Raw genomic sequence first — 18,370 nt, 5'->3', positions numbered from 1 at the left:
CGTTTCTCGACCTACTCGATCCCGGAGCCTCCGGCGATGTCGAAGCTCCACTGCTCCGAGCTGACGCCGACCGGTCGAGCCCCAGGCGCCTTACCGTTCCCGTGTCCACCGGGTCCGTGTCCGCCGGCCGGTCCGTGCCCGTGGCCCGCCGCGAAGGAGTCGGAGCCGACCCAGGCCTCGTACGTGGCCTCGTCCCTCCATCGGGTGACGACGAGCCAGGTGTGCCGGCCGTCCGTCGGCCGGAGCAGCTCGAACCCCAGGAAACCGTCGACACCCTCGACCGCGCCTGCGCGGGCGGCGAACCGGGCCGCGAGCTCGTCGCCGCTGTCCGCCGGGACGGTGATGGCGTTGATCTTCACGATGCTCATGACGCCATCATGACCCGCGGTGGTCCGGCTCGACCTGCCGTCGGTACCGTGGCGCATGCCCGACCCGCGCAGGAACGCCGTCGAAGCTCCAGATCTCGGACCGGCAACCCCGTCCGCTGACCATCGTGCCGACCGGAGCGGCGGCGCCCTCGTGGTCGTGGCGGCGACCGAGGCCGACTGGCAGGAGTACCGGGACGTCCGTCTGCGGGCACTCGCCGAGTCACCCGCTGCCTTCGGCTCGACCCTCCAGCGTGAGCGCGCCTTCGACGACGCGGTGTGGCGCGAGCGGGCGGGGTCCGGCCGGACACTCCTGGCGCGGTTGCGGGGAGCGCCGGTCGGTCTCGTCACCACCATCGAGGAGGAGGGCAGGCCGGACGAGCGACAGATCGTCTCCATGTGGGTGGACCCGGCCGTGCGCCGCTCCGGCGTCGGCCGCGCCCTGGTGCTCGCGGCTCTCCGGGCCGTGCGCGCACAGGGCGTGCGACGGGCGACGCTCTTCGTCGCCGACGGCAACGAGGCGGCGGCGAGGTTCTACGAGCGCCTCGGCTTCACCTCCACGGGCGAGCGACAGCCGCTGCCCTCCGACCCGGGTCGAGGTGAGGAGCGCTACGCCATCGACGTGTGAGCAGGTCCCGGGCCTCTGCTGCCGGACCCCGGCCTCAGCGCCGCGAGAACCGTGACCCCCCGTACTTCTTGTGGACGGCCTGCCGGCTGACCCCCAGGACGGTGGCGATGGCCGCCCACGAGGCGCCCGACACGCGTGCCCGGTGGACGAGCACCTCCTCGAGCATCTCCGTCTCCCGGCGCATCCGGCGGACCGCGCTGAGTCCTTCCAGGGGGTCCTCGCCCTCGGCCTGACCCAGCAGTGCACGCATCTCCGCTGCTCCCATCTCGGCTGCTCCCGACCTCTCTCCCCTGCCCGGCCCTGGTGTCAATATGCATTGACGAGATCAGTCTGTCAACCCGCTTTGACGTCTGCGACGCTCCGGCGGGTGAGGCGTGCCAAGGGCTCCGGGGCGTGAGGCCCCGAAGGGCTGCAGTGGGTGAGGTGTGGGAGGTCTGCGGTGGGTGGGGGGTGCGAAGGGCTGCGGTGGGTGAGGGGTGGGAGGTCTGTGGTGGGTGAGGCGTGCGAAGGGCCCGGGCCGACCGGAGGAGATCCGGTCGGCCCGGGCCGAGGTGGACGTGCGGAGAGCTCAGCGGCTCCAGACGCGCACGCCCCGAGACCGCTCGCGGCGGACGTGTGCCGCGTGGGCCTCGTTGATGAGCTCCGCCGAGCGGAGCCGGTGCAGCTCGAGCCAGGTGTCCATCAGCTCTCCTCCTCTCGTGGGGTCGTGGTGGGGTGGGCGCAGGCGGGTGCGGCAGGCACCAAGGTGCTTCTCGGCGCCCTCGGCGCCCTCGACGTCGGTGTCGTCACAGGCTCCTCCCGTGACCCGGGAAGGTCGGGAAGACCGGGGTGCCGGTCGGGCGCCGGGTCCGGACGGCGCCGAGCCGGGTGAGCCTCCGGTCCAGGGCACCCTGGAGGTGCCGCGCGGTGTACGAGTCCAGGACGGGGTCCATGGGATGCCTCCTTCGGGTCGGTCGGGGGCGCGGCGGCGCGCCGGTGCCGTGCCGCGGGGAGCGGACGGAGTGGGGGAGGTGCGGGGTCGCCGTCGGCGGCGCCCCGTCTCAGGCGCGGGTCGTGCCGCGCTCTGCGACGCCGGCGGGGAAGGTCCCCGGGGCGAACGCCTCGCCGACCTCACGCACGAGCGGCACGCCGGTGGTCCGGCGCTCCGTGGCGGGGCGGTCGATGAACATGGAGACATCGCACCACCGACGGCGACCGGCGCGCAACGGATTATTCGCTCCGGGTGGTTGACTGCGGGAAAGCTACCCGGGAAGGACCCATGGACCACACCGCCCGCCTGCCGACCTTCGACGACGTCGCCGCGGCCGCGCAGCGCATCCTCGGCCACGCGCACCGCACCCCCGTCCTGACGTCCTCCCGGGTGGACGCCGAGCTGGGTCTGCGGGCGTACTTCAAGTGCGAGAACTTCCAGCGGGTCGGGGCGTTCAAGTTCCGGGGCGCCTTCAACGCCCTGTCCCGCTTCGACGCGGCGCAGCGCCGGGCGGGCGTCGTCGCGTACTCCTCCGGTAACCACGCCCAGGCCGTCGCGCTCGCGGCCCGGCTGCTCGACGTCCCGGCCACCATCGTCATGCCGCTCGACGCTCCGGCGAGCAAGGTCGCCGCCACGCGTGGCTACGGCGCCGAGGTGGTCACCTACGACCGGTACACCGAGGACCGGGAGGAGATCGGCCGGGCCCTGGCCGCCGAGGGTGGCCTGACGCTCGTCCCGCCCTACGACCACCCCGACGTCATCGCCGGCCAGGGCACCGCCGCCAAGGAGCTCATCGAGGAGGTGGGCGAGCTCGACGTCGTCCTCACGCCGCTCGGTGGCGGCGGGCTCCTCGCCGGCACGGCCCTGAGCGTGCGGGCCCTGAGCCCCGCGGCCCGGATCCTCGGCGTCGAGCCCGCAGCCGGGGACGACGGCCGGCAGTCGCTGCGCAGCGGCCGGGTCGTGCACATCGACACGCCCGTGACCATCGCCGACGGCGCCCAGACGACCCACCTCGGCGAGCTCACCTTCCCCATCATCCGGCGCGAGGTGGAGGACGTCCTCACCGCCTCTGACGACCATCTGGTGGACGCGATGCGCACCTTCGCGGCCACGATGAAGATCGTCGTCGAACCCACGGCGGGCCTGGGCCTCGCCGGTCTCCGCCAGATCGCCGCCGACCTCCCCGGTGCCAGGGTCGGGGTGGTCGTGTCCGGCGGCAACGTCGACCTCGACCGCTACGCCCGTCTCGTCGGGCCCGACGCGGGCCGTCAGGGCTGACCCGCCCGCACCTCGGTGGGCGTGCGCGCGTCGTAGGCTGGTGGTAGGCAGGGACCATGTCGATGGCGCAGCCCTTCCAGCCCAACCTCCACCCGGCGGACGAGGACGGCATCCCCGCGGCCGACCCCGGTACCGGGGCCCCGGAGACCGCACCGGGTTTCGGCGTCGAGGGTGAGACGCCGCGCGTGCCCGCCGACACCGAGGAGCCCGAGGACGCCGACACCGAGGAGCCCGAGGACGCCGACTCCGCCGGTGGCACCGGTGCGCCCGCTGCCACCGACGCTGCCACCGACGAGCCGCGGACGCCGGGCGTGTGAGTCGCCCCGTGGCTGCCGACGGCGCAGGTGCCGTCCGCGCCGCCGGCGGGCGGATCGCGGTCACCGGCTCGACCGGCCGGCTCGGCGGGCGGGTCGCCCGGCGGCTCGCCGACGCCGGGGTGGACCAGCTGCTCGTGGTCCGCGACCCCGCGCGCGCCCCGGAGCTGCCCCGTACCGAGGTCCGTGCGGCCACCTACGGCGACCACGGGGCGGCCCGGGCCGCGCTCGACGGCGTCGAGACCCTCTTCATGGTCTCGGCGTCGGAGTCCCCCGACCGGGAGACGGAGCACCGGACCTTCGTCGACGCGGCGGTGGCGGCCGGCGTCCGGCGGGTGGTCTACACGTCGTACTTCGGCGCCGCGCCCGACGCGACCTTCGCCCACGCGCGCCTCCACCACGCGACGGAGCAGCACCTGAGGGCGAGCGGCGTCGCGACGGTCATCCTGCGTGACAACCTCTACGCCGACTTCCTGCCGCTCCTGGCCGGCGACGACGGGGTGATCCGCGGCCCGGCCGGTCAGGGCCGGGTGTCCGCCGTCGCCCTGGACGACGTGGCGGACGCCGCCGTCGCCGTGCTCCGCGACCCCGCCCGGCACGACGGCGCGACCTACGAGCTCACGGGCCCCGAGGCCCTCACCCTGGGCGAGGTCGCCGCCGATCTCACCGCTGCCGGCCGGCCCGTGCGGTACCACGACGAGACGCTCGAGGAGGCGTACGCCTCCCGGGCCCACCTGGGCGCACCGCGGTGGGAGGTGGACGCCTGGGTCAGCACCTACACGGCCATCGCGGCCGGGGAGATGGAGCGGGTCAGCGACGACGTCACCCGGCTCACCGGTCGACCCGCGACGACCCTTCGCGAGCTTCTTCGCCGGTCCAGTCCGGCGTCCGGCTGATCTCGAACGGGTGCGCCTCGAACCTGCGCCACCACTCCTCGGCGCCGGGCGGGCGGCGTGGCGCCTGGGTGACCAGCGCCCGCAGCCGGTGCTTGAGCTCGGCGAGCTCGGTGAGGTCGGGCTCGGGGGCGGGGTCGGGCGGGCGCACGGTCCCCAGGCTCCACGGCACGCGCTGCCGGGCCGCGGCGTCGTCGTCCTCGGGCGGGGCGAGCAGCGCGTCCTCGAGCGCCCACGCGTCCCGGCGCAGCGCGATGATGTCCCGCGTGAGCTGCTCCTCCGCGGGCGACGCCCCCTCGACGACCTCGGCGGCGCGCAGCCACCCGTAGGCCATCGCGATCGCGGTGAGCCCGGGGTCGATGGTCAGGGCGTCGTGGACGTCGAGGTCGGGGGTGATGACGACGGCGCCCACCGCCCGGGCGTACTCGACCTCGTCGCGCAGCTCCTCGTCGGACATGATCCCCGCGGTCGAGCGCAGCACGATGGAGAGCATGTCCTTCTGGGCGTAGCTCTCCTGGCGCGGCACGCCCGCGGGCGGGGCGACGACGGCGTAGACCTTCGTCGCGCCGAGGTGCTCGACGGCGACCTCCGTGGGCAGGGTCTCGCGCACCCCGCCGTCGACGTAGTGCTCCGAGCCCAGCCGGACAGGGGGGAAGACCGCAGGGATCGCGCACGAGGCGCGGATCGCCTCGGGGAGGTCCACGACGGGCTCGTCCGGCACCGGCTCGTTCTCCCGGTCCACGAGCCGGCCCGTCTCGGTGACGTAGCGCAGCTCGCCGGACTCGAGCCCCACGACGGCGACCCGCAGGGTGACCCCCGACGTCGCCACCCGAGCCGGGTCGAACACCTCGGGGTCGAGCAGCCGGTCCACGATCGGTCCGGGCCGGTACATGGACCGGGCGTGCTCGGCACCGCGGACGATGATCTCCAGGTCCGGCCGGGCCCGGCCCACCTCGCGGATGGCGGAGATGACGTCGACGACGCTGATCGGGTTCCAGTCGCTGCCCGCCGCGGGCTCGGCCACGGCGGCACGCGGGCCGCCACTCACGGGCGCCGCGCCGTCACCCACGGGCGCCGCGCCGCCACCCAAGGGCGCCGCGCTGCCGGTGGCGGCCGGCGACGTGCCGACGGTGACCGCGCCGATGGCGGGGACGGCCGGGCCGACGCCGCCCGGGGTGTCCCGGCCCAGGCCCAGGCGCTGCGAGGTGAGGGACGCCGCCCGGGTGAAGGACCGGCCGAGCGGCCCCTGCCGGCGCTCGCGGCGCGTGAAGGCGTTCATGAGGACCGGGCCTCGCACCCGGAGCCTGGCGTACCAGTCGAGCTCGGTGAACATGTCCGAGTCGTCCTGCATGTCCAGCCACAGGCGCTCGAGGTGGGCCAGGGCGCGTCGTTGGCCGGCGTGGTCGCCGGCCTGGGCCAGCACCGAGCCGAGGATCGCGCCTGCCGAGGTCCCGCTGATGACCTGCGGGGTGATGCCGACCTCGTCGTAGAGGTAGCGCAGTGCCCCGATCTGGAAGCTCGACCGGGCGCCGGCGCCGCTGAGGACGAGGCCGACGACCTCGGGCCGGGCGCGCCAGGGCAGCTGCAGGATCCGTCGCATGGGCACCAGGCTAGATGTAGCCCCATTAGGAGCAGTCCCGGGCCTGGTGCCCGGGACCGCACGCGATGGTGGTCCGGCGGGTGCGTCGCCGCGGCGTGGCAGCGCCGTCAGGACGCCAGGTCGAGCGAGCCCTCCGCGACGGCCAGGACCGACCAGGTGCGGCCGTCCTCGGACGTGAGGGCGTACGCGGGCAGGAGCATGGCCGCGCCGGAGGGGGTCGTGTACTGCGCCACCCCGAGCGTCGCACCGGTGATGGCGACCTCCTCCACCGGCCACGGCACGGGCTGCCCCGCCGTCACGGGCGCCGGCGGCTCGGTCGGGAACGCGGCATCGGGTGCCACCTCGCTGGTGACCGTGTCGTCGGCACCACCCTCGGCCGCGGCGGGGTCGACGTCGTCACGCATGATGCTCAACGTGCCGAGGTCGCTGAAACGCGGGTCCGTCAGCCGCTCCACGGCGCTCGCGGCGCCGATGACGGGGTAGTCACCGAGCTCGACGAGGGGGGCCACGGGGCCGCTGAAGCTCTGCACGCCGGCGCCGGTGAGCATGATGTACCAGCTCGCGCCGGTACGCCGGCCGTCGACGACGTGGTGGGCGAGGACCTCGGTCATCGTCGTGTCGCCGAGCGCGGTGTCGACGAGCTCGAAGCTCGCGGGGTCGAGGCCGGCGGCGGTGAGGACGTCCGCCGCCTGCGCGCGGGCGGCCTCACCCGTGGGCGCGGGGCCGAGGTCGACCGGTCCGCAGCTCTCCGCCGGCAGCGGCTCGACCATGTCCGAGGTGGCGGCGTCCTCGCCGGTGGCACCGGGCTCGGTGGCGCCGGGTTCGATGGCCGGGGCGGGCTCGGTCACCGCACCTGGTTCGGTGCCGCCCCCGACGGCGGCGCAGCGGAACGGCTCCTTGGTCGGGTCGTAGAAGCTCACCGACGTCATGCCGTCCGGGGCCACCGAGAGGGAGGGGCCGGTGCCGTCCTGGGGGCCGAGCACCCAGGCCCCGAACTCCTGGCGCGGTTCGCCGGACAGACCCACGGCGGCGCCCAGCTCCCGAACCTGGTCGGGGCCGAAGCGGGCGGTCGCGTCGTACGCCCACGCCACGGCGCTCCCGCCGTCGTCGCTCAGGCCCTGCGACCGGAAGGTGGTGTGCCTCGAGCTGGGCGCGGGGTAGATCGCCGTCGAGGCGTCCAGCGACGCGGGGCCGGACGAGGCGGCCTCGGGCTGCGTGCGGTCGAGCGAGATCGCCGGGGCGGCCGACGGCGTGCCGGCCTCCGGCACACCGAACGTCCGCCCGAGGCCGAAGGCGCCGGCGAGCAGGGCCACCCCGGCGGCGGCCGCCCCCAGGCGGAGGCCCCGACGGCGGCGACGCTCGGCCAGGTCGACGACCGTCCCGCCGGTCGAGCCGGCCCGGGAGGGGTCGTGCGGCGCATCGACCTGCGCGGCCGTCCGGCCGGCGTCGACCCGCGCCCGCAGGGCCGCGAGGTCCGGCTCGACGCCGCGGGCGGGGTCGGCAGCCCGCAGCCGGTCGATCGCGTCGTGTCGTTCGCTCATGACTACCTCCTCGGACCCGCCGCGGGTCGTCCGCGGAAACGGTCTGTCACCACGGCATGTGTGCCGACGAGGAGGGATCTTGCGCGGCGACCTCACCGGTCCCGCACGTCGTCCTCACACGATGCGCAGATTCCCTCACGAGACGATGCGTAGATGCCCTCACGCCCAGGCCGCGGCGAGGCGTGCGCGCGCCCGGGACAGCGCCGCGTCCGCGCCGCCCCGGGAGATGCCGAGCACGGCGGCGAGCTCCTCGCCGCCGACGCCCTCCCACGCGTGGAGCAGCAGGATGCGGCGGTCGCGCGGGCTCAGCGTCGCCAGGGCGGCGCGCACCTCGTCGTCGGCGACGACGACGTCCGCGGGGTCGCCGTCGTCGACCTCGCCCGAGGCGTCGGCGATCGGCACCGCCGTGTGCTTGCGCCGGTGGTTCGCCAGGATGAAGCCCGCGGTGCGGTAGAGCCAGGGCAGCTCCGCGCCCTCGGGCACGTCGGCCCGGCGGCGCCAGGCCACCGTCATGACCTCGGCGGCGAGGTCCTCGGCGTCGCGGGGGGCGCGCCGGTAGAGGTAGCGGTAGACGGCCGCGGCGTGGGCATGGAACAGCGCGTCGAACCATGCCTCGTCCCGCTCGTCCACGTGCGCTCCCTCGCTCCGCCGGCCGAACCGTCCCGGTGGCGGTCTGCCGGCACTGCCCGCCCCAGGTCTCGTGCGGCACCCTCGCGCGACGACGCTGCCGCGACGGTGCCCTCGCCCTCCTGTGTCGCCACCTGGCCACATCTTGCTCCGTGCCGGGACCCGCGTCCGTGAGGCGCACGGCCCGCGGGCCGCCGGGCCCGGTCACACCCTCGGTGCGCGTGCCCGCTCCGGGCGCGTTCTCAGTCGGTCGTGACCGCCACCGCGTCGCGGACGACGTGGGCCAGGGACCCGGTCCGGGCGAAGACCTCGCGCTGGCGGGTGGCCCCGGACCCACGGCCGAGCACCCGGTCGAGCCCGCGGTGCACCAGGTGCGCGTCCCCGCTCGCCTCCAGGGCCGGGGCCACGTGGGCGGCGAGCGCGGCGAGCACCTCGGCGGCCGGGGCCGGCCGGCCGGTGCGCGGGTCGACGAGGTCTGCCGAGAGCCCGTCGCGGGCGGCCTGCCAGCTCTGCAGCCGCAGGAACGCCGTCGGGGTCGCGGGCGGAGGCTCGTGGCGTGCCCACGCCTGCGCGGAGGTCTCGACCAGGGCGCGCGCCAGGCCCGCGACGAGCACCGTGTCCTCGGGGTCGAGGCACACGTCCGCGGCCCGGATCTCGAGCGTCGGGTAGCGGTGGGAGGGGCGGACGTCGAAGTAGACCATGCCCGGGTCGAGCAGCACCCCCGAGCCGATCATCGCGGTCACCGCCGCGTCGTAGGCGGCCGCCGAGCCGTACAGGTCCGGCGGGCCGGCCGAGGGCCAGCGACCCATGAGCTGGCTCCGGAAGCTGTGGTAGTCGGTGTCGCGGCCCTGCCAGTAGGGCGAGTTGGCGCTCAGCGCCAGCAGCGGGGGCAGCCAGCCGCGGACCCGGTCCAGGACGCCCACCGCCTCCTCCCGGTCCGCGACACCCACGTGCACGTGGCAGCCGCAGGCGAGGTACTCCCGGGCGGTCTCGCCGAACCGCGCTGCCATGGCCTCGTACCGCGGCTTCGCCACGGCGAGAGGTTCGGCCGCCAGTGGGAACGTCGCGAGCGCGGCGATCTCGGCCCCGGCCGCCCGGGCCACGGTCGCGGCGCGGGTGCGCAGGGCGCGGACCTCCTCCTCGAGGGCGCCCAGACCGGTCCGGGGCCTGGTGTCGACCTCGAGCTGCTGGCGGGTCATCTCGTGCTCGATGACCCCGCCGGGCTCGTCGCCGGGGGTCCGGCGCAGGCCGAGCGCGTCGGCGTGGTCGAGCGCCTCCGCGGCGACTGCCATCGCGGAGCTGCCGTCGGGCGCGACGAGCAGCAGCTCCTCCTCCACCCCCACGGTGCGCACGAGGCCAGTGTGTCAGCGGTACGCGTCGACCATCCGGTCGATGAGGAAGTCCCGGACGGCCATGGCGGCCTCGTCCGGCCGCTCCAGCGTGGGCAGGTGCCCCGCCCACGGCAGCTCGACCAGCTCGGCGCCGGGGACGGCGGCGCTCACCGCCCGGGCGACGGCGCGGAACTCGGGCAGGTCACGGCCGCCGGCGAGGACGAGGGTCGCGGCGGTGACGGTGGCGAGGTCGACCGGGACCTTGACCGGCTCGGCGCCCACGAGGGCCTGCAGGTCGAAGGCGCGCCGCTGCATCGCCGCGACGAGGGTGCGGGCGTCGTCGCCGGCCTCCGGCCCGAGCCAGGTGGCCACGTTCAGCGCCACCGCACCGTCGACGTCCCCGGCCTGGAGCAGCTCGGCCTCACGCCGCCACACCAGCCGGAGGTCCGGTCCGGGCTCGAGGAGGTCGGCGGCCGGGCACAGGAGCACCAGGGCGCCGACCCGCTCGGGCCACCGGGCGGCCAGCGCGAGGGCCACGGACCCGCCGTACGACGCGCCGACCACGGCGAACCGCGTGCCCCGCCCCACGGCCACGTCCATGAGACCGAGGACCTCGGCGGCCTCGTCGTAGTCCTGCGCCGCTGCCGGGGTCCCGCCGAACCCGGGCAGGTCGGCGCGGACGACCCGCAGGCCGGCCGCCACCAGCACGTCGCGCTGGCGGTCCCACATGCGCCGGTCGGCGACACCGGCGTGCAGGAGGAGGACGGCGGTGCCGGTCCCGGTCACGTCGTGCGCGAGGTCCACGCCACCACGGTAGAGCCACGGGACCGGCGACCGGTCCCCGACGTGGCCCGCGCACCGCGGTGGCCCCCCGAGCGCCGAACGGTCTCGACGCGGCCGCCGCGCTGCGGGAGGATCGAGCACGTGGGCGAGCCCGAGCTGGACGAGCTGATCACCGGGCTCGCCGCGCGCGTCGCCGGCGTCGGCGGTGTGGTCGGGGTGATGCTCGGGGGCAGTCATGCGCGCGACGAGCAGCTGCCGGGCTCCGACGTCGATCTGGGGCTGTACTACCGCGCCCCCCTCGACGTGGCTGCGCTGGGAGCGGTCGTCCGCGAGGTGGCCGGCGCCGGGGCGACGGTCAGCCGGCCCGGCGAGTGGGGGCCGTGGGTCGACGGCGGCGCGTGGCTCCGCCTCGCCGGCGGCGCCGTGGACCTCATCTACCGTGACCTCGACCGGGTGCGCCGGGCCTGGTCGGACGCGCGCGGGGGCCGGTACGCCTTCCACACCCAGGCCGGCCATCCCCTGGGTGTCCCCGACTTCGCCTACGCGGGGGAGGTGGCGCTCGGCGTCGTGCTCGCCGACCCCACAGGCGAGCTCAGCGCGCTGAAGGCCGAGCTCGCGGAGTACCCGCCGGCCCTCGCCGTCGCCCTGCGCGAGGGGCTGTGGGAGGCGAGCTTCCTCGTCGACGTCGCCCACAAGGCCGTGGCGCGGCGGGACACCACCTACGTGGCGGGCTGTCTCTTCCGGGCGTTCCTCCTCTGCGCGCACGCCATCCACGGCCACGCCGGCCGGTGGCTGGTCAACGAGAAGGGCGCCATCACCGCGGCGGACCGGCTGCCCGGCGCCCCCGAGGGGTTCTCGGCGCGCTGCCACGGCGTCCTCGCCGAGCTCGGCACCGGTACCGAGACGCTCGAGCAGGCCCTCGACACCGCGACCGTGGTCGTCCGCGACGTCGTCAAGAACGTCCACCGCCGCAGCCGGTAGCGGCTGCGGTGCGCCTCGGTGTCCGGTCCGGCCCGCGGGGGCGGTTCGGTGTCCGGTCCAGCTCGCCGGGGAGCGGCTCGGTGTCCGGTCAAGCTCATTGATCCGGCGCGGGACCCGGCTCAGCCCGCGGCGTCGTACGCGGCGCGCAGCCAGCCACGCACCTCGTCGTCGATCTCGGCCGCGGAGAGCACCTCGAGGTGGTGCATCCACAGGTGCGCCAGCCGGACCGACTCCTTGAACCGCGGGGAGTCCCACGGCTCGGGGAGAGCCACCGACAGGACCGCCGGCACGTCGGAGCGCAGGTACCGCTCGGGCCGCCAGAGGTACGCGAAGCCGCGGCGACGGCGGAACGCCACCTGGCTGCGGGAGACCCGCACCTCGTGCGGGCCCAGCCCCGCGACGACGGCGGCCACGGCGTCGTGGATCGCCTGGCCGGTCGCCGAGCCGGCGAAGAACTCCTCGGGCGTGCGCGGGTCGGCCGGGACGCCGGGGGAGCCGTGGCTCACGGGCGGAGCATGACCTTGACCGCCTCACGGCGGTCCATCGCCTCGTACGCCCGGGTGACCTCGGCCAGCGGCAGGCTGAGGTCGAAGACGAGGCCCGGCTCGATCGAGCCGCCCAGCACCTCCGGCAGGAGCTCGTCGAGATACGCCCGCACGGGGGCGACGCCACCGGCGAGGGTGATGTTGTTCCCGAACAGCGGACGCAGGGAGAGGTGCGGGATCCCGTTCGGCACCCCGACGTAGCCGACCGTGCCGCCGGGCCGGGTCGCCGCGATCGCCTGCTCCATGGCGTCGAGGTTGCCGACGGCCTCGAGGACGACGTCGGCACCTCCGCCGAGCAGGTCGCGCAGCTCGGCGACGCCCTCGTCCCCGCGGGCGGCGATGACGTCGTCGGCCCCGAAGCGCCGCGCCAGGGCCTGGCGGTCCGGGTGCCGGGAGAAGGAGACCACGCGTTCCGCCCCGAGGCGGCGGGCGGCGACGACGGCGCAGAGCCCGACGGCGCCGTCGCCCACGACGGCCACCGTCGATCCCGGGTGGACGCCGCCGCGCACCGCGGCGTGGTGACCGGTGCCCATGACGTCGGTGAGGGTGAGGACGGACGGCAGGAGGTCCTCCGAGGGCGCCTCGGGGAGGGCGACGAGCGTGCCGTCGGCGAGGGGCACCCGGACCGCCTCGCCCTGGCCGCCGTCGACCATGTTCCCCTCGCGGTCCGGGCCGGCCCAGTAGCCACCGACGACGCACGAGGTCTGGACGCCGTGGCGGCAGCTCGCGCACACCCCGCAGCTGTACGCGAACGGCGCGACGACGAAGTCGCCCGGGCGGACAGTGCCGACCTCTGCCCCGACCTCCTCGACGACCCCGACGAACTCGTGGCCGATGCGCGAGGGGTCGGCCACCGGGACGACCCCGCGGTAGCGCCACAGGTCCGACCCGCACACGCAGGCGGCGGTGACCCGCACCACCGCGTCGGTGGGGCGGAGGATCCGCGGGTCCGGGACGTCCTCGAGGCGGATGTCGAAGGGGGCGTGGATGGTGGTCGCGAGCACCTCGCGATCGTACGCGCGAGGAGGCCGGGGATACGCTGGGCCCCACCGTCACTGGAGGCCACGATGAGCGAGCAGCCGGGTCACGACCCCCGTTACGACGAGCCCGTCCTCCTCGAGGAGGACGAGACCATCCCCCCGCGCCCCGAGGAGGAGGCGGCCGACCTGCTGCGCGCCGAGCCGGACCCGCACGGGTGAGGCAGGTGCGACGCGCAGCGGTGACACCGGTGCGGGACACGTCCGCGGGGACGAGCGCGGCGCGCGTGCGGCCGTCCTCCCCGCGCCGGGCCGTCTGGCTCCTCGTGCCGGCGCTGGCGCTCGGCGCGTGCGCCCCCTCCGGTCCCGGCACCGCCGGCCCGGCGACGACGAGCGCGGCGACGCCGGGGACCGGCGAGACCACGGCGGAGCAGGGCGCGGGCCCCTCCCCCGAGGTGCCCACCGCCACGAGCGACGACGCGCCGGACGGGCCCGTCGTCCTCGCGAGCGGCCTGCACGTGCCGTGGGGGCTCGCGCTGCTCCCGGACGGCTCGGCGCTGGTCACGCTGCGCGACCGGGGCGAGGTGCTGCGCGTGCGCGAGGGGGCTGAGCCGGTCTCCCTGGGTGAGGTGCCCGGTGTCTTCCCCGGGGGCGAGGGCGGGCTCCTCGGTGTCGCCGTCGCGCCGGGTGACGGTGACGCGGACCCGCTCGTCTACCTCTACCTCACCACCCAGCGGGACAACAGGGTGCTCCGGATGCGCCTGGAGGGCGACGCCCTGGTCGAGGACCGGGTGATCCTCGAGGGGATCCCGCGCGGGCAGAACCACAACGGCGGGCGGCTCGCCTTCGGCCCCGACGGCTACCTCTACGTCACCACCGGGGACGCCGGTCAGGCCCGCCACGCCCAGGACCCGGCATCGCTCGGCGGGAAGATCCTGCGGGTCGACGGCGACGGCCGCGTCCCGCCCGACAACCCCGACCCCGGCTCGCCGGTGTGGACCCTCGGGCACCGCAACGTCCAGGGCCTGGCCTGGGCGCCCGACGGTCGCCTCTTCGCCTCCGAGTTCGGGCAGAACACGTGGGACGAGCTCAACCTCATCATCAGGGGTGAGAACTACGGGTGGCCCACCGTCGAGGGGGTCGGCGGGCAGGCGGACTTCACCGACCCGCTCGTGCAGTGGCCGACGGCGGACGCCTCACCCAGCGGCATCGCCGTGGCCGACGGCGCCGTCTGGCTCGCCGCGTTGCGCGGGGAGTCGCTGTGGCGGGTCCCGCTCGACGGCGGCGGCGATGCGGTCGGCGAGCCCCAGCGGCTGCTCGAGGGCGAGTACGGGCGGATGCGCACCGTCGTGGCGGACGAGGACGGCCGGCTGTGGTTGCTGACGTCGAACACGTTCCGCGGCGAGCCGGCGCCGGACGACGACCGGCTGGTCCGGCTCGACCCCGCCGACCTGCCCTGAGCCACCGCCGGCCCGTCCCGCAGTGGACCCGGGCCGCTCGTCGTCGGACGGCCTGGTTCTGTCAGACGGCCGCCCGACGGCTACCGGCGGTGCGTCCCCGCTCGCTCGTCGTCGGCCCGTCCCGCAGTGGACCCGGGCCGCTCGTCGTCGGACGGCCCGGCTCTGTCAGACGGGCGCCCCGACGGCTACCGGCGGTGCGTCCCCGCCCGCTCGTCGTCGGTCCGGTGGCCGTGGTCGCCGTCGTCGGTGTTCTGGCCGTCGGTCCGGCCGGCGGACTCACGAAGGGCGCGGGCCCGCTCGAGGTCCTCGCGCTCCTTCGCGGCCTTCTTCTTGATCGCCGCGTCGTCCCGCACGGGGAGCTGGATCTCCTCCTCGGCGGGGATGCCGGCCTGGAGCTGACGGCCGCGCTCGAGCTCGGCGTCGACCTCGGCGCCGAAGAGCAGGGCGAGGTTCATGATCCAGAGCCACAGCAGGAAGATGATCACGCCCGCGAGGGCGCCGTACGTGGCGTCGTACTTGCCGAAGTTGGCCACGTAGAGGCCGAAGGCGACGGAGGCGACGAGCCCGACGACGATCGCGATGACGGCGCCGATGCTGATCCAACGGAACTTCGGCTGCTTGACGTTGGGCGTGAAGTAGTAGAGCAGCGCCACGATGACGATGACGGCGAGGAGCAGCAGCGGCCACTTGGCGATGTTCCAGACGGTGAGCGCGGCAGACCCCAGGCCGATCGCCTCCCCGATGCCCTCGGCGATGGGTCCGGAGACGACGAGGAGCAGCGCGACGACGGCGACGAGCACGAGGAGGACGGCGGTGAGGGCGTACATGATCGGGCGGAGCTTCCAGAAGGGCCGGCCCTCCTCGACCTCGTAGATGCGGTTGGTCGCCCGGGAGAAGGCGTTGACGTAGTTCGAGGCCGTCCAGAGCGCGGTGAGCAGGCCGATGACGAGACCGAGGCCCGCCCCCTGGTTCGAGGTGAGGTTCTCGACGATGGGCTCGATCTGGGTGCCGACGTCGGCCGGCACGAAGGAACCCATGATGTCGATGAGCTGGTTGGTGGTCGACTCCGCCCGGCCGACGAGGCCCAGGATCGACACCAGGGCGATGAGGCCCGGGAAGATCGAGAGCACCGCGTAGTACGTCAGCGCCGCGGCCAGGTCCGGGGACTGGTCCTTGACGAACTCCCGGGCGCTCTTGCGGGCGATGTACTTCCACGACGGTTTGCGGATGTCGCTCGGTGAGTCCGGCTTGGCCGGGTGGTCCTCGTGCGGACGGCTCTTCTGGTCGGTCGCCATGGTCTCTCCTGCCGGACGGGGACCCCTGGAGATCCCGGCTGACGTCTCGATGTTTACGGTGTCTGCCAGCAAGCGTGTGCTGTGGGCAGGGGTTCGGCAACCGGAGGCAGCGGGGTGACGGCCCCGGGACGGAGGCCTCCGTGGTCGCAGGCGTCGTCCGACGGAGACCTCGGCGGTCCCGGGTTGCCGAGCCCGGGCGGTGCGCCCACCGTGGGGACATGCCTCCCGAGAGATGGATCAGCTCCTCGTCACCGGTCCCTCCCGTCCGGCGGCGACGCGGCGGGAGGCACGCCGACCGGCCCGCGGTTCGTGACGGCGGACCCGTCGGGCGGACGGCCGAGCTCGTCGGGGCGGTGACCGGTACCGCCCTCGGCGCGGCGCTCGCCGGGGTCGCGGCTCTCCGCGGGGGCCGGCCGCTCCACCCGCGGGGGGTGGTGGTGCCCGCCCGCCTCCGGCTCGACGGCGCCGGCCCCGCCCTGGGCGGTCTGGGACGTGCCGGCACGCTCGACGCCGTCGTCCGGCTCTCCCGCGCCGGGGGCGTCCCAGCGCCGCTGCCCGACATCCACGGCCTCGCCGTGCGCTGGTCCGGGACGGCGGGGCCGAACGACCTGCTCCTGGCCTCCACGGGCACCGGTCCGGCGAGCCGCTTCCTGCTCGTCCCGCGCCGGTCGGCCTCCGGCGGGGCCCTGTCGTCGATCATGCCCTTCGCCGGTCCGGCGGGTCCCGTGCTGGTGGCGGCCCTGCCTCGCGACCCGCGCCGAGGACCGCAGACCGGCGACACCGCGGCGCCGACCCCGCCGTCGTGGCGACTCGTCTGGGCGCCGCCACGGGGCGCGTGGCGAACCTTCGGCACGCTGGACCTCGCCGCGTCGCCCAACGGCGGGGGCGACGACGACGAGCTGCGGTTCGACCCGGTCGAGCACTGCCCCGACGGCCTGGCGACGTACGGATGGGCGGCGCAGCTGAGGATCCGGCCGTACCAGTGGTCCCGCCGGCTCGGGCGCCGGCGCGGTCGGTCCGGTCAGGCTGCGCCGACGGAGGCCCTCTCCGACCGGTGACGACGCAGCGGCCGCCGCCGGCCCGCCGACCGGCGACCGCGCGAGGTCCAGCCCTCGAGCACGCGGGACGACGGCTCGAGCCGGTGGCCGTGGACATCGGCCAGGGGCACCCCCACGAGCAGGCCGGCACCCGGCTCGAGCCAGCACTCGCGGTGCGGCAGCCCGGGGTTGACGAGGTCGTCCCCGACGAGCCGGGCCTGACCGGTGACCGTGACCCACCAGCCGCTGCGGTGCCGTTCGTCGAGGGCGGAGAAGCCCAGCGTCACCCAGGTCTCCTGGAGAACCTCCGCGACCTTGTCGTGGTAGCAGGTCCGGAAGACGACCTCGCCCTCGTGAACGACGAAGTCGACGGGTCGCAGCGCCGGCCGGCCGTGCCGATCGGCGCACGTCACCCATCCGGTCCCCTCGCTGGGCAGGAGCCGGAGGCAGGTGTCTCGGGACAAGGTCTCCATCTCGGTCACGGCGATCACCTCGGACGCGTGCGAGAACGGGTCAACCCCGATTCTCCTCCCGCTGCTCGGCCCTGTCGAGGGCGAGATCGACGGGGCAGCGAGGACGTGCGAGGCGCGCGTTACGCTGGTTCCGACCCCGGCTCCCCCGCCGGCGTGACCTGGGTGCCCCAGCGGCTCCCTGAGGAGCCGTCATGTACGACCATGAGCTGTTCGTCCGCACGCTGTCGGAGTTCACGGCCAAGCTGCTGACCCACTACGAGGTCGACGAGGTCCTCGGTGACCTGGCCGAGCGGCTCACCGGCCTGTTCGCGCTGGCGGGCAGCGGCGTCACCGTCGGCGTCGACGGGCACCTGCGTGTGGCCGTCACCGTCCCGCCCCACCTCACCCCGCTGGAGAAATACCAGGAGGAGCGCCAGGACGGACCCTGCGTGGAGGCGTTCCGGACCGGGGAGGTCGTCGCCGTCCCCGACCTCGCCGAGGTCGGGCCCCGCTGGCCGGGATACGGCGCGGTCGCCGCGGAGGTGGGGATGCGGTCGGTGGTGGGCGTGCCCATGAAGCTCGGTGAGCAGAGCGTCGGCGCGCTCAACATGTACCAGGCGGACCCGCGGCAGTGGCAGGACGACGAGCTCGCCGCCGCACGGGTCCTGGCGAACATGGCGACGGCTTATCTCATCAACGCCTCGTCCTACAACAAGCAGGCACAGCTCAGCGAGCAGCTCCAGCGGGCGCTCGACACCCGGGTCGTCGTCGAGCAGGCCAAGGGCGTCCTCGCCGAGGCCAACGGCACCGACGTCGACGCCGCGTTCGAGCGCCTGAGGCGCCACGCCCGCAACCACAACGTCAAGGTGCACGACGTCGCCGCGGCGGTGGTGAGCCTGGGCCTGCGCCCCTGACGTCAGCGTCGTGGGGCGCGAGCGAGAAGTCGCGGCGTCGTCAGCCCTCCAGCAGCTCGGCGACCCCGGTCGAGTCCAGCACCGTCCGCACGGTGTCGGTGGCGCCGACGAGGCGGACGGGCCGTGGGCAGCTGACCGCGAGCCAGGCCAGGCTCGCCGCTACCGCCGTGTCGATCGTGGTCGCCGCGGAGGCGTCCACGACCACCGGCACGCCGGTGTCCGCGGCCCCGGCCACGGCGGCGGCGAGCTGCTCGGTCAGCGAGACGTCGACGACGCCCCGGAGGACGACGGTGGTGCGTCCGGCGCCCGGGTGCAGCTCGACCGAGCCGACGAGGGGGCGTTCGACGAGGTCTGTCACGGGTCCTCCCTGCAACGTCGC

The 18,370-nt window shown here is 75.3% G+C and carries 23 protein-coding genes; 9 read left to right on the top strand and 14 right to left on the bottom strand.

The window, feature by feature from the left end; translation table 11 throughout:
* Positions 1–11: 11 nt before the first annotated feature.
* Positions 12–368 (bottom strand): antibiotic biosynthesis monooxygenase family protein, encoded by a 357-nt coding sequence (locus EDD32_RS05655; protein WP_123915640.1) that lies wholly within the window; start codon positions 366–368, stop codon positions 12–14.
* 55 nt (positions 369–423) lie between these two features.
* Here EDD32_RS05655 and EDD32_RS05650 point away from each other — a divergent pair, with 55 nt between their 5' ends.
* Entirely contained in the window at positions 424–993 is a 570-nt protein-coding gene (locus EDD32_RS05650; protein WP_123915637.1) for a GNAT family N-acetyltransferase, read from the top strand.
* A gap of 34 nt (positions 994–1,027) precedes the next feature.
* Here the strand turns inward: EDD32_RS05650 and EDD32_RS05645 are convergent, their stop codons facing one another.
* The 3 genes from EDD32_RS05645 to EDD32_RS19755 all read right to left on the bottom strand — a co-directional run bounded on the left by EDD32_RS05645 (position 1,028) and on the right by EDD32_RS19755 (position 2,162).
* The gene (locus tag EDD32_RS05645; RefSeq protein ID WP_123915634.1) at positions 1,028–1,258 is read right to left on the bottom strand and encodes a hypothetical protein; all 231 of its coding nucleotides are present in this window, start codon (positions 1,256–1,258) and stop codon (positions 1,028–1,030) included.
* A 520-nt stretch (positions 1,259–1,778) separates the two neighbouring features.
* The gene (locus EDD32_RS18780) at positions 1,779–1,925 is read right to left on the bottom strand and encodes a hypothetical protein (protein WP_170175227.1); all 147 of its coding nucleotides are present in this window, start codon (positions 1,923–1,925) and stop codon (positions 1,779–1,781) included.
* A gap of 108 nt (positions 1,926–2,033) precedes the next feature.
* Positions 2,034–2,162 carry a hypothetical protein gene (locus EDD32_RS19755; RefSeq protein WP_281274860.1) on the bottom strand — a complete coding sequence of 43 codons (129 nt, stop codon included), beginning with the start codon at positions 2,160–2,162 and terminating at the stop codon, positions 2,034–2,036.
* 89 nt (positions 2,163–2,251) lie between these two features.
* Between EDD32_RS19755 and EDD32_RS05640 the strand changes: the two genes are divergently transcribed.
* The 3 genes from EDD32_RS05640 to EDD32_RS05630 are packed head-to-tail and all read left to right on the top strand — an operon-like array spanning position 2,252 to position 4,451.
* Positions 2,252–3,241 (top strand): threo-3-hydroxy-L-aspartate ammonia-lyase, encoded by a 990-nt coding sequence (locus EDD32_RS05640; RefSeq protein WP_123915630.1) that lies wholly within the window; start codon positions 2,252–2,254, stop codon positions 3,239–3,241.
* A gap of 56 nt (positions 3,242–3,297) precedes the next feature.
* Entirely contained in the window at positions 3,298–3,558 is a 261-nt protein-coding gene (locus tag EDD32_RS05635; RefSeq protein WP_123915627.1) for a hypothetical protein, read from the top strand.
* Positions 3,555–4,451, top strand: coding sequence for an SDR family oxidoreductase (locus tag EDD32_RS05630; RefSeq protein ID WP_246005992.1), 897 nt, complete (start codon positions 3,555–3,557; stop codon positions 4,449–4,451). The genes EDD32_RS05635 and EDD32_RS05630 overlap by 4 nt, the downstream gene beginning before the upstream one ends.
* Here the strand turns inward: EDD32_RS05630 and EDD32_RS19085 are convergent.
* The 5 genes from EDD32_RS19085 to EDD32_RS05605 form a co-directional block, all read right to left on the bottom strand.
* Positions 4,387–6,048, bottom strand: coding sequence for a patatin-like phospholipase family protein (locus EDD32_RS19085; RefSeq protein ID WP_211338742.1), 1,662 nt, complete (start codon positions 6,046–6,048; stop codon positions 4,387–4,389). The genes EDD32_RS05630 and EDD32_RS19085 overlap by 65 nt on opposite strands.
* 107 nt (positions 6,049–6,155) lie before the next feature.
* Complete coding sequence (locus tag EDD32_RS05620) at positions 6,156–7,589, bottom strand: hypothetical protein (protein ID WP_123915624.1); 1,434 nt, start codon at positions 7,587–7,589, stop codon at positions 6,156–6,158.
* 159 nt (positions 7,590–7,748) lie between these two features.
* On the bottom strand, positions 7,749–8,219 hold the full coding sequence (locus EDD32_RS05615; protein ID WP_246005991.1) for an RNA polymerase sigma factor: 471 nt from the start codon (positions 8,217–8,219) through the stop codon (positions 7,749–7,751).
* A gap of 239 nt (positions 8,220–8,458) precedes the next feature.
* Positions 8,459–9,568: a carboxylate-amine ligase gene (locus EDD32_RS05610; protein WP_123915618.1), complete on the bottom strand. Its 1,110-nt coding sequence runs from the start codon at positions 9,566–9,568 to the stop codon at positions 8,459–8,461.
* 12 nt (positions 9,569–9,580) lie between these two features.
* On the bottom strand, positions 9,581–10,351 hold the full coding sequence (locus tag EDD32_RS05605) for an alpha/beta fold hydrolase (RefSeq protein WP_123915615.1): 771 nt from the start codon (positions 10,349–10,351) through the stop codon (positions 9,581–9,583).
* Positions 10,352–10,549: 198 nt separating this feature from the next.
* Between EDD32_RS05605 and EDD32_RS05600 the strand changes: the two genes are divergently transcribed.
* On the top strand, positions 10,550–11,311 hold the full coding sequence (locus EDD32_RS05600) for a nucleotidyltransferase family protein (RefSeq protein WP_123920215.1): 762 nt from the start codon (positions 10,550–10,552) through the stop codon (positions 11,309–11,311).
* 119 nt (positions 11,312–11,430) lie between these two features.
* Here the strand turns inward: EDD32_RS05600 and EDD32_RS05595 are convergent, their stop codons facing one another.
* On the bottom strand, positions 11,431–11,817 hold the full coding sequence (locus EDD32_RS05595; RefSeq protein ID WP_123915613.1) for a DUF5655 domain-containing protein: 387 nt from the start codon (positions 11,815–11,817) through the stop codon (positions 11,431–11,433).
* Complete coding sequence (locus EDD32_RS05590) at positions 11,814–12,860, bottom strand: zinc-dependent alcohol dehydrogenase family protein (protein ID WP_123915611.1); 1,047 nt, start codon at positions 12,858–12,860, stop codon at positions 11,814–11,816. The genes EDD32_RS05595 and EDD32_RS05590 overlap by 4 nt, the downstream gene beginning before the upstream one ends.
* A 63-nt stretch (positions 12,861–12,923) precedes the next feature.
* Between EDD32_RS05590 and EDD32_RS19750 the strand changes: the two genes are divergently transcribed.
* Complete coding sequence (locus tag EDD32_RS19750) at positions 12,924–13,055, top strand: hypothetical protein (protein WP_281274859.1); 132 nt, start codon at positions 12,924–12,926, stop codon at positions 13,053–13,055.
* 29 nt (positions 13,056–13,084) lie between these two features.
* Complete coding sequence (locus EDD32_RS05585; protein WP_246005990.1) at positions 13,085–14,293, top strand: PQQ-dependent sugar dehydrogenase; 1,209 nt, start codon at positions 13,085–13,087, stop codon at positions 14,291–14,293.
* A gap of 185 nt (positions 14,294–14,478) precedes the next feature.
* On the opposite strand, the gene EDD32_RS05580 is transcribed toward EDD32_RS05585, so the two are convergent.
* Entirely contained in the window at positions 14,479–15,588 is a 1,110-nt protein-coding gene (locus EDD32_RS05580; protein WP_211338740.1) for a YihY/virulence factor BrkB family protein, read from the bottom strand.
* 353 nt (positions 15,589–15,941) lie between these two features.
* Between EDD32_RS05580 and EDD32_RS05575 the strand changes: the two genes are divergently transcribed.
* The gene (locus tag EDD32_RS05575; protein ID WP_211338739.1) at positions 15,942–16,646 is read left to right on the top strand and encodes a hypothetical protein; all 705 of its coding nucleotides are present in this window, start codon (positions 15,942–15,944) and stop codon (positions 16,644–16,646) included.
* Here EDD32_RS05575 and EDD32_RS05570 read toward each other — a convergent pair.
* Positions 16,610–17,098, bottom strand: coding sequence for a pyridoxamine 5'-phosphate oxidase family protein (locus EDD32_RS05570; RefSeq protein WP_246006248.1), 489 nt, complete (start codon positions 17,096–17,098; stop codon positions 16,610–16,612). The genes EDD32_RS05575 and EDD32_RS05570 overlap by 37 nt on opposite strands.
* 191 nt (positions 17,099–17,289) lie before the next feature.
* On the opposite strand from EDD32_RS05570, the gene EDD32_RS05565 reads away from it, so the two are divergent.
* Positions 17,290–17,991 carry a GAF and ANTAR domain-containing protein gene (locus EDD32_RS05565; RefSeq protein ID WP_123915602.1) on the top strand — a complete coding sequence of 234 codons (702 nt, stop codon included), beginning with the start codon at positions 17,290–17,292 and terminating at the stop codon, positions 17,989–17,991.
* Positions 17,992–18,031: 40 nt separating this feature from the next.
* On the opposite strand, the gene EDD32_RS05560 is transcribed toward EDD32_RS05565, so the two are convergent.
* Entirely contained in the window at positions 18,032–18,349 is a 318-nt protein-coding gene (locus EDD32_RS05560; RefSeq protein WP_170175226.1) for an STAS domain-containing protein, read from the bottom strand.
* Positions 18,350–18,370 lie beyond the last annotated feature (21 nt).

Source organism: Georgenia muralis (genome assembly GCF_003814705.1).
GTDB classification, from domain to species: domain Bacteria; phylum Actinomycetota; class Actinomycetes; order Actinomycetales; family Actinomycetaceae; genus Georgenia; species Georgenia muralis.
Note: the sequence above shows the minus strand (reverse complement) of the source record. Positions and strands in the feature narration are given on the sequence as shown.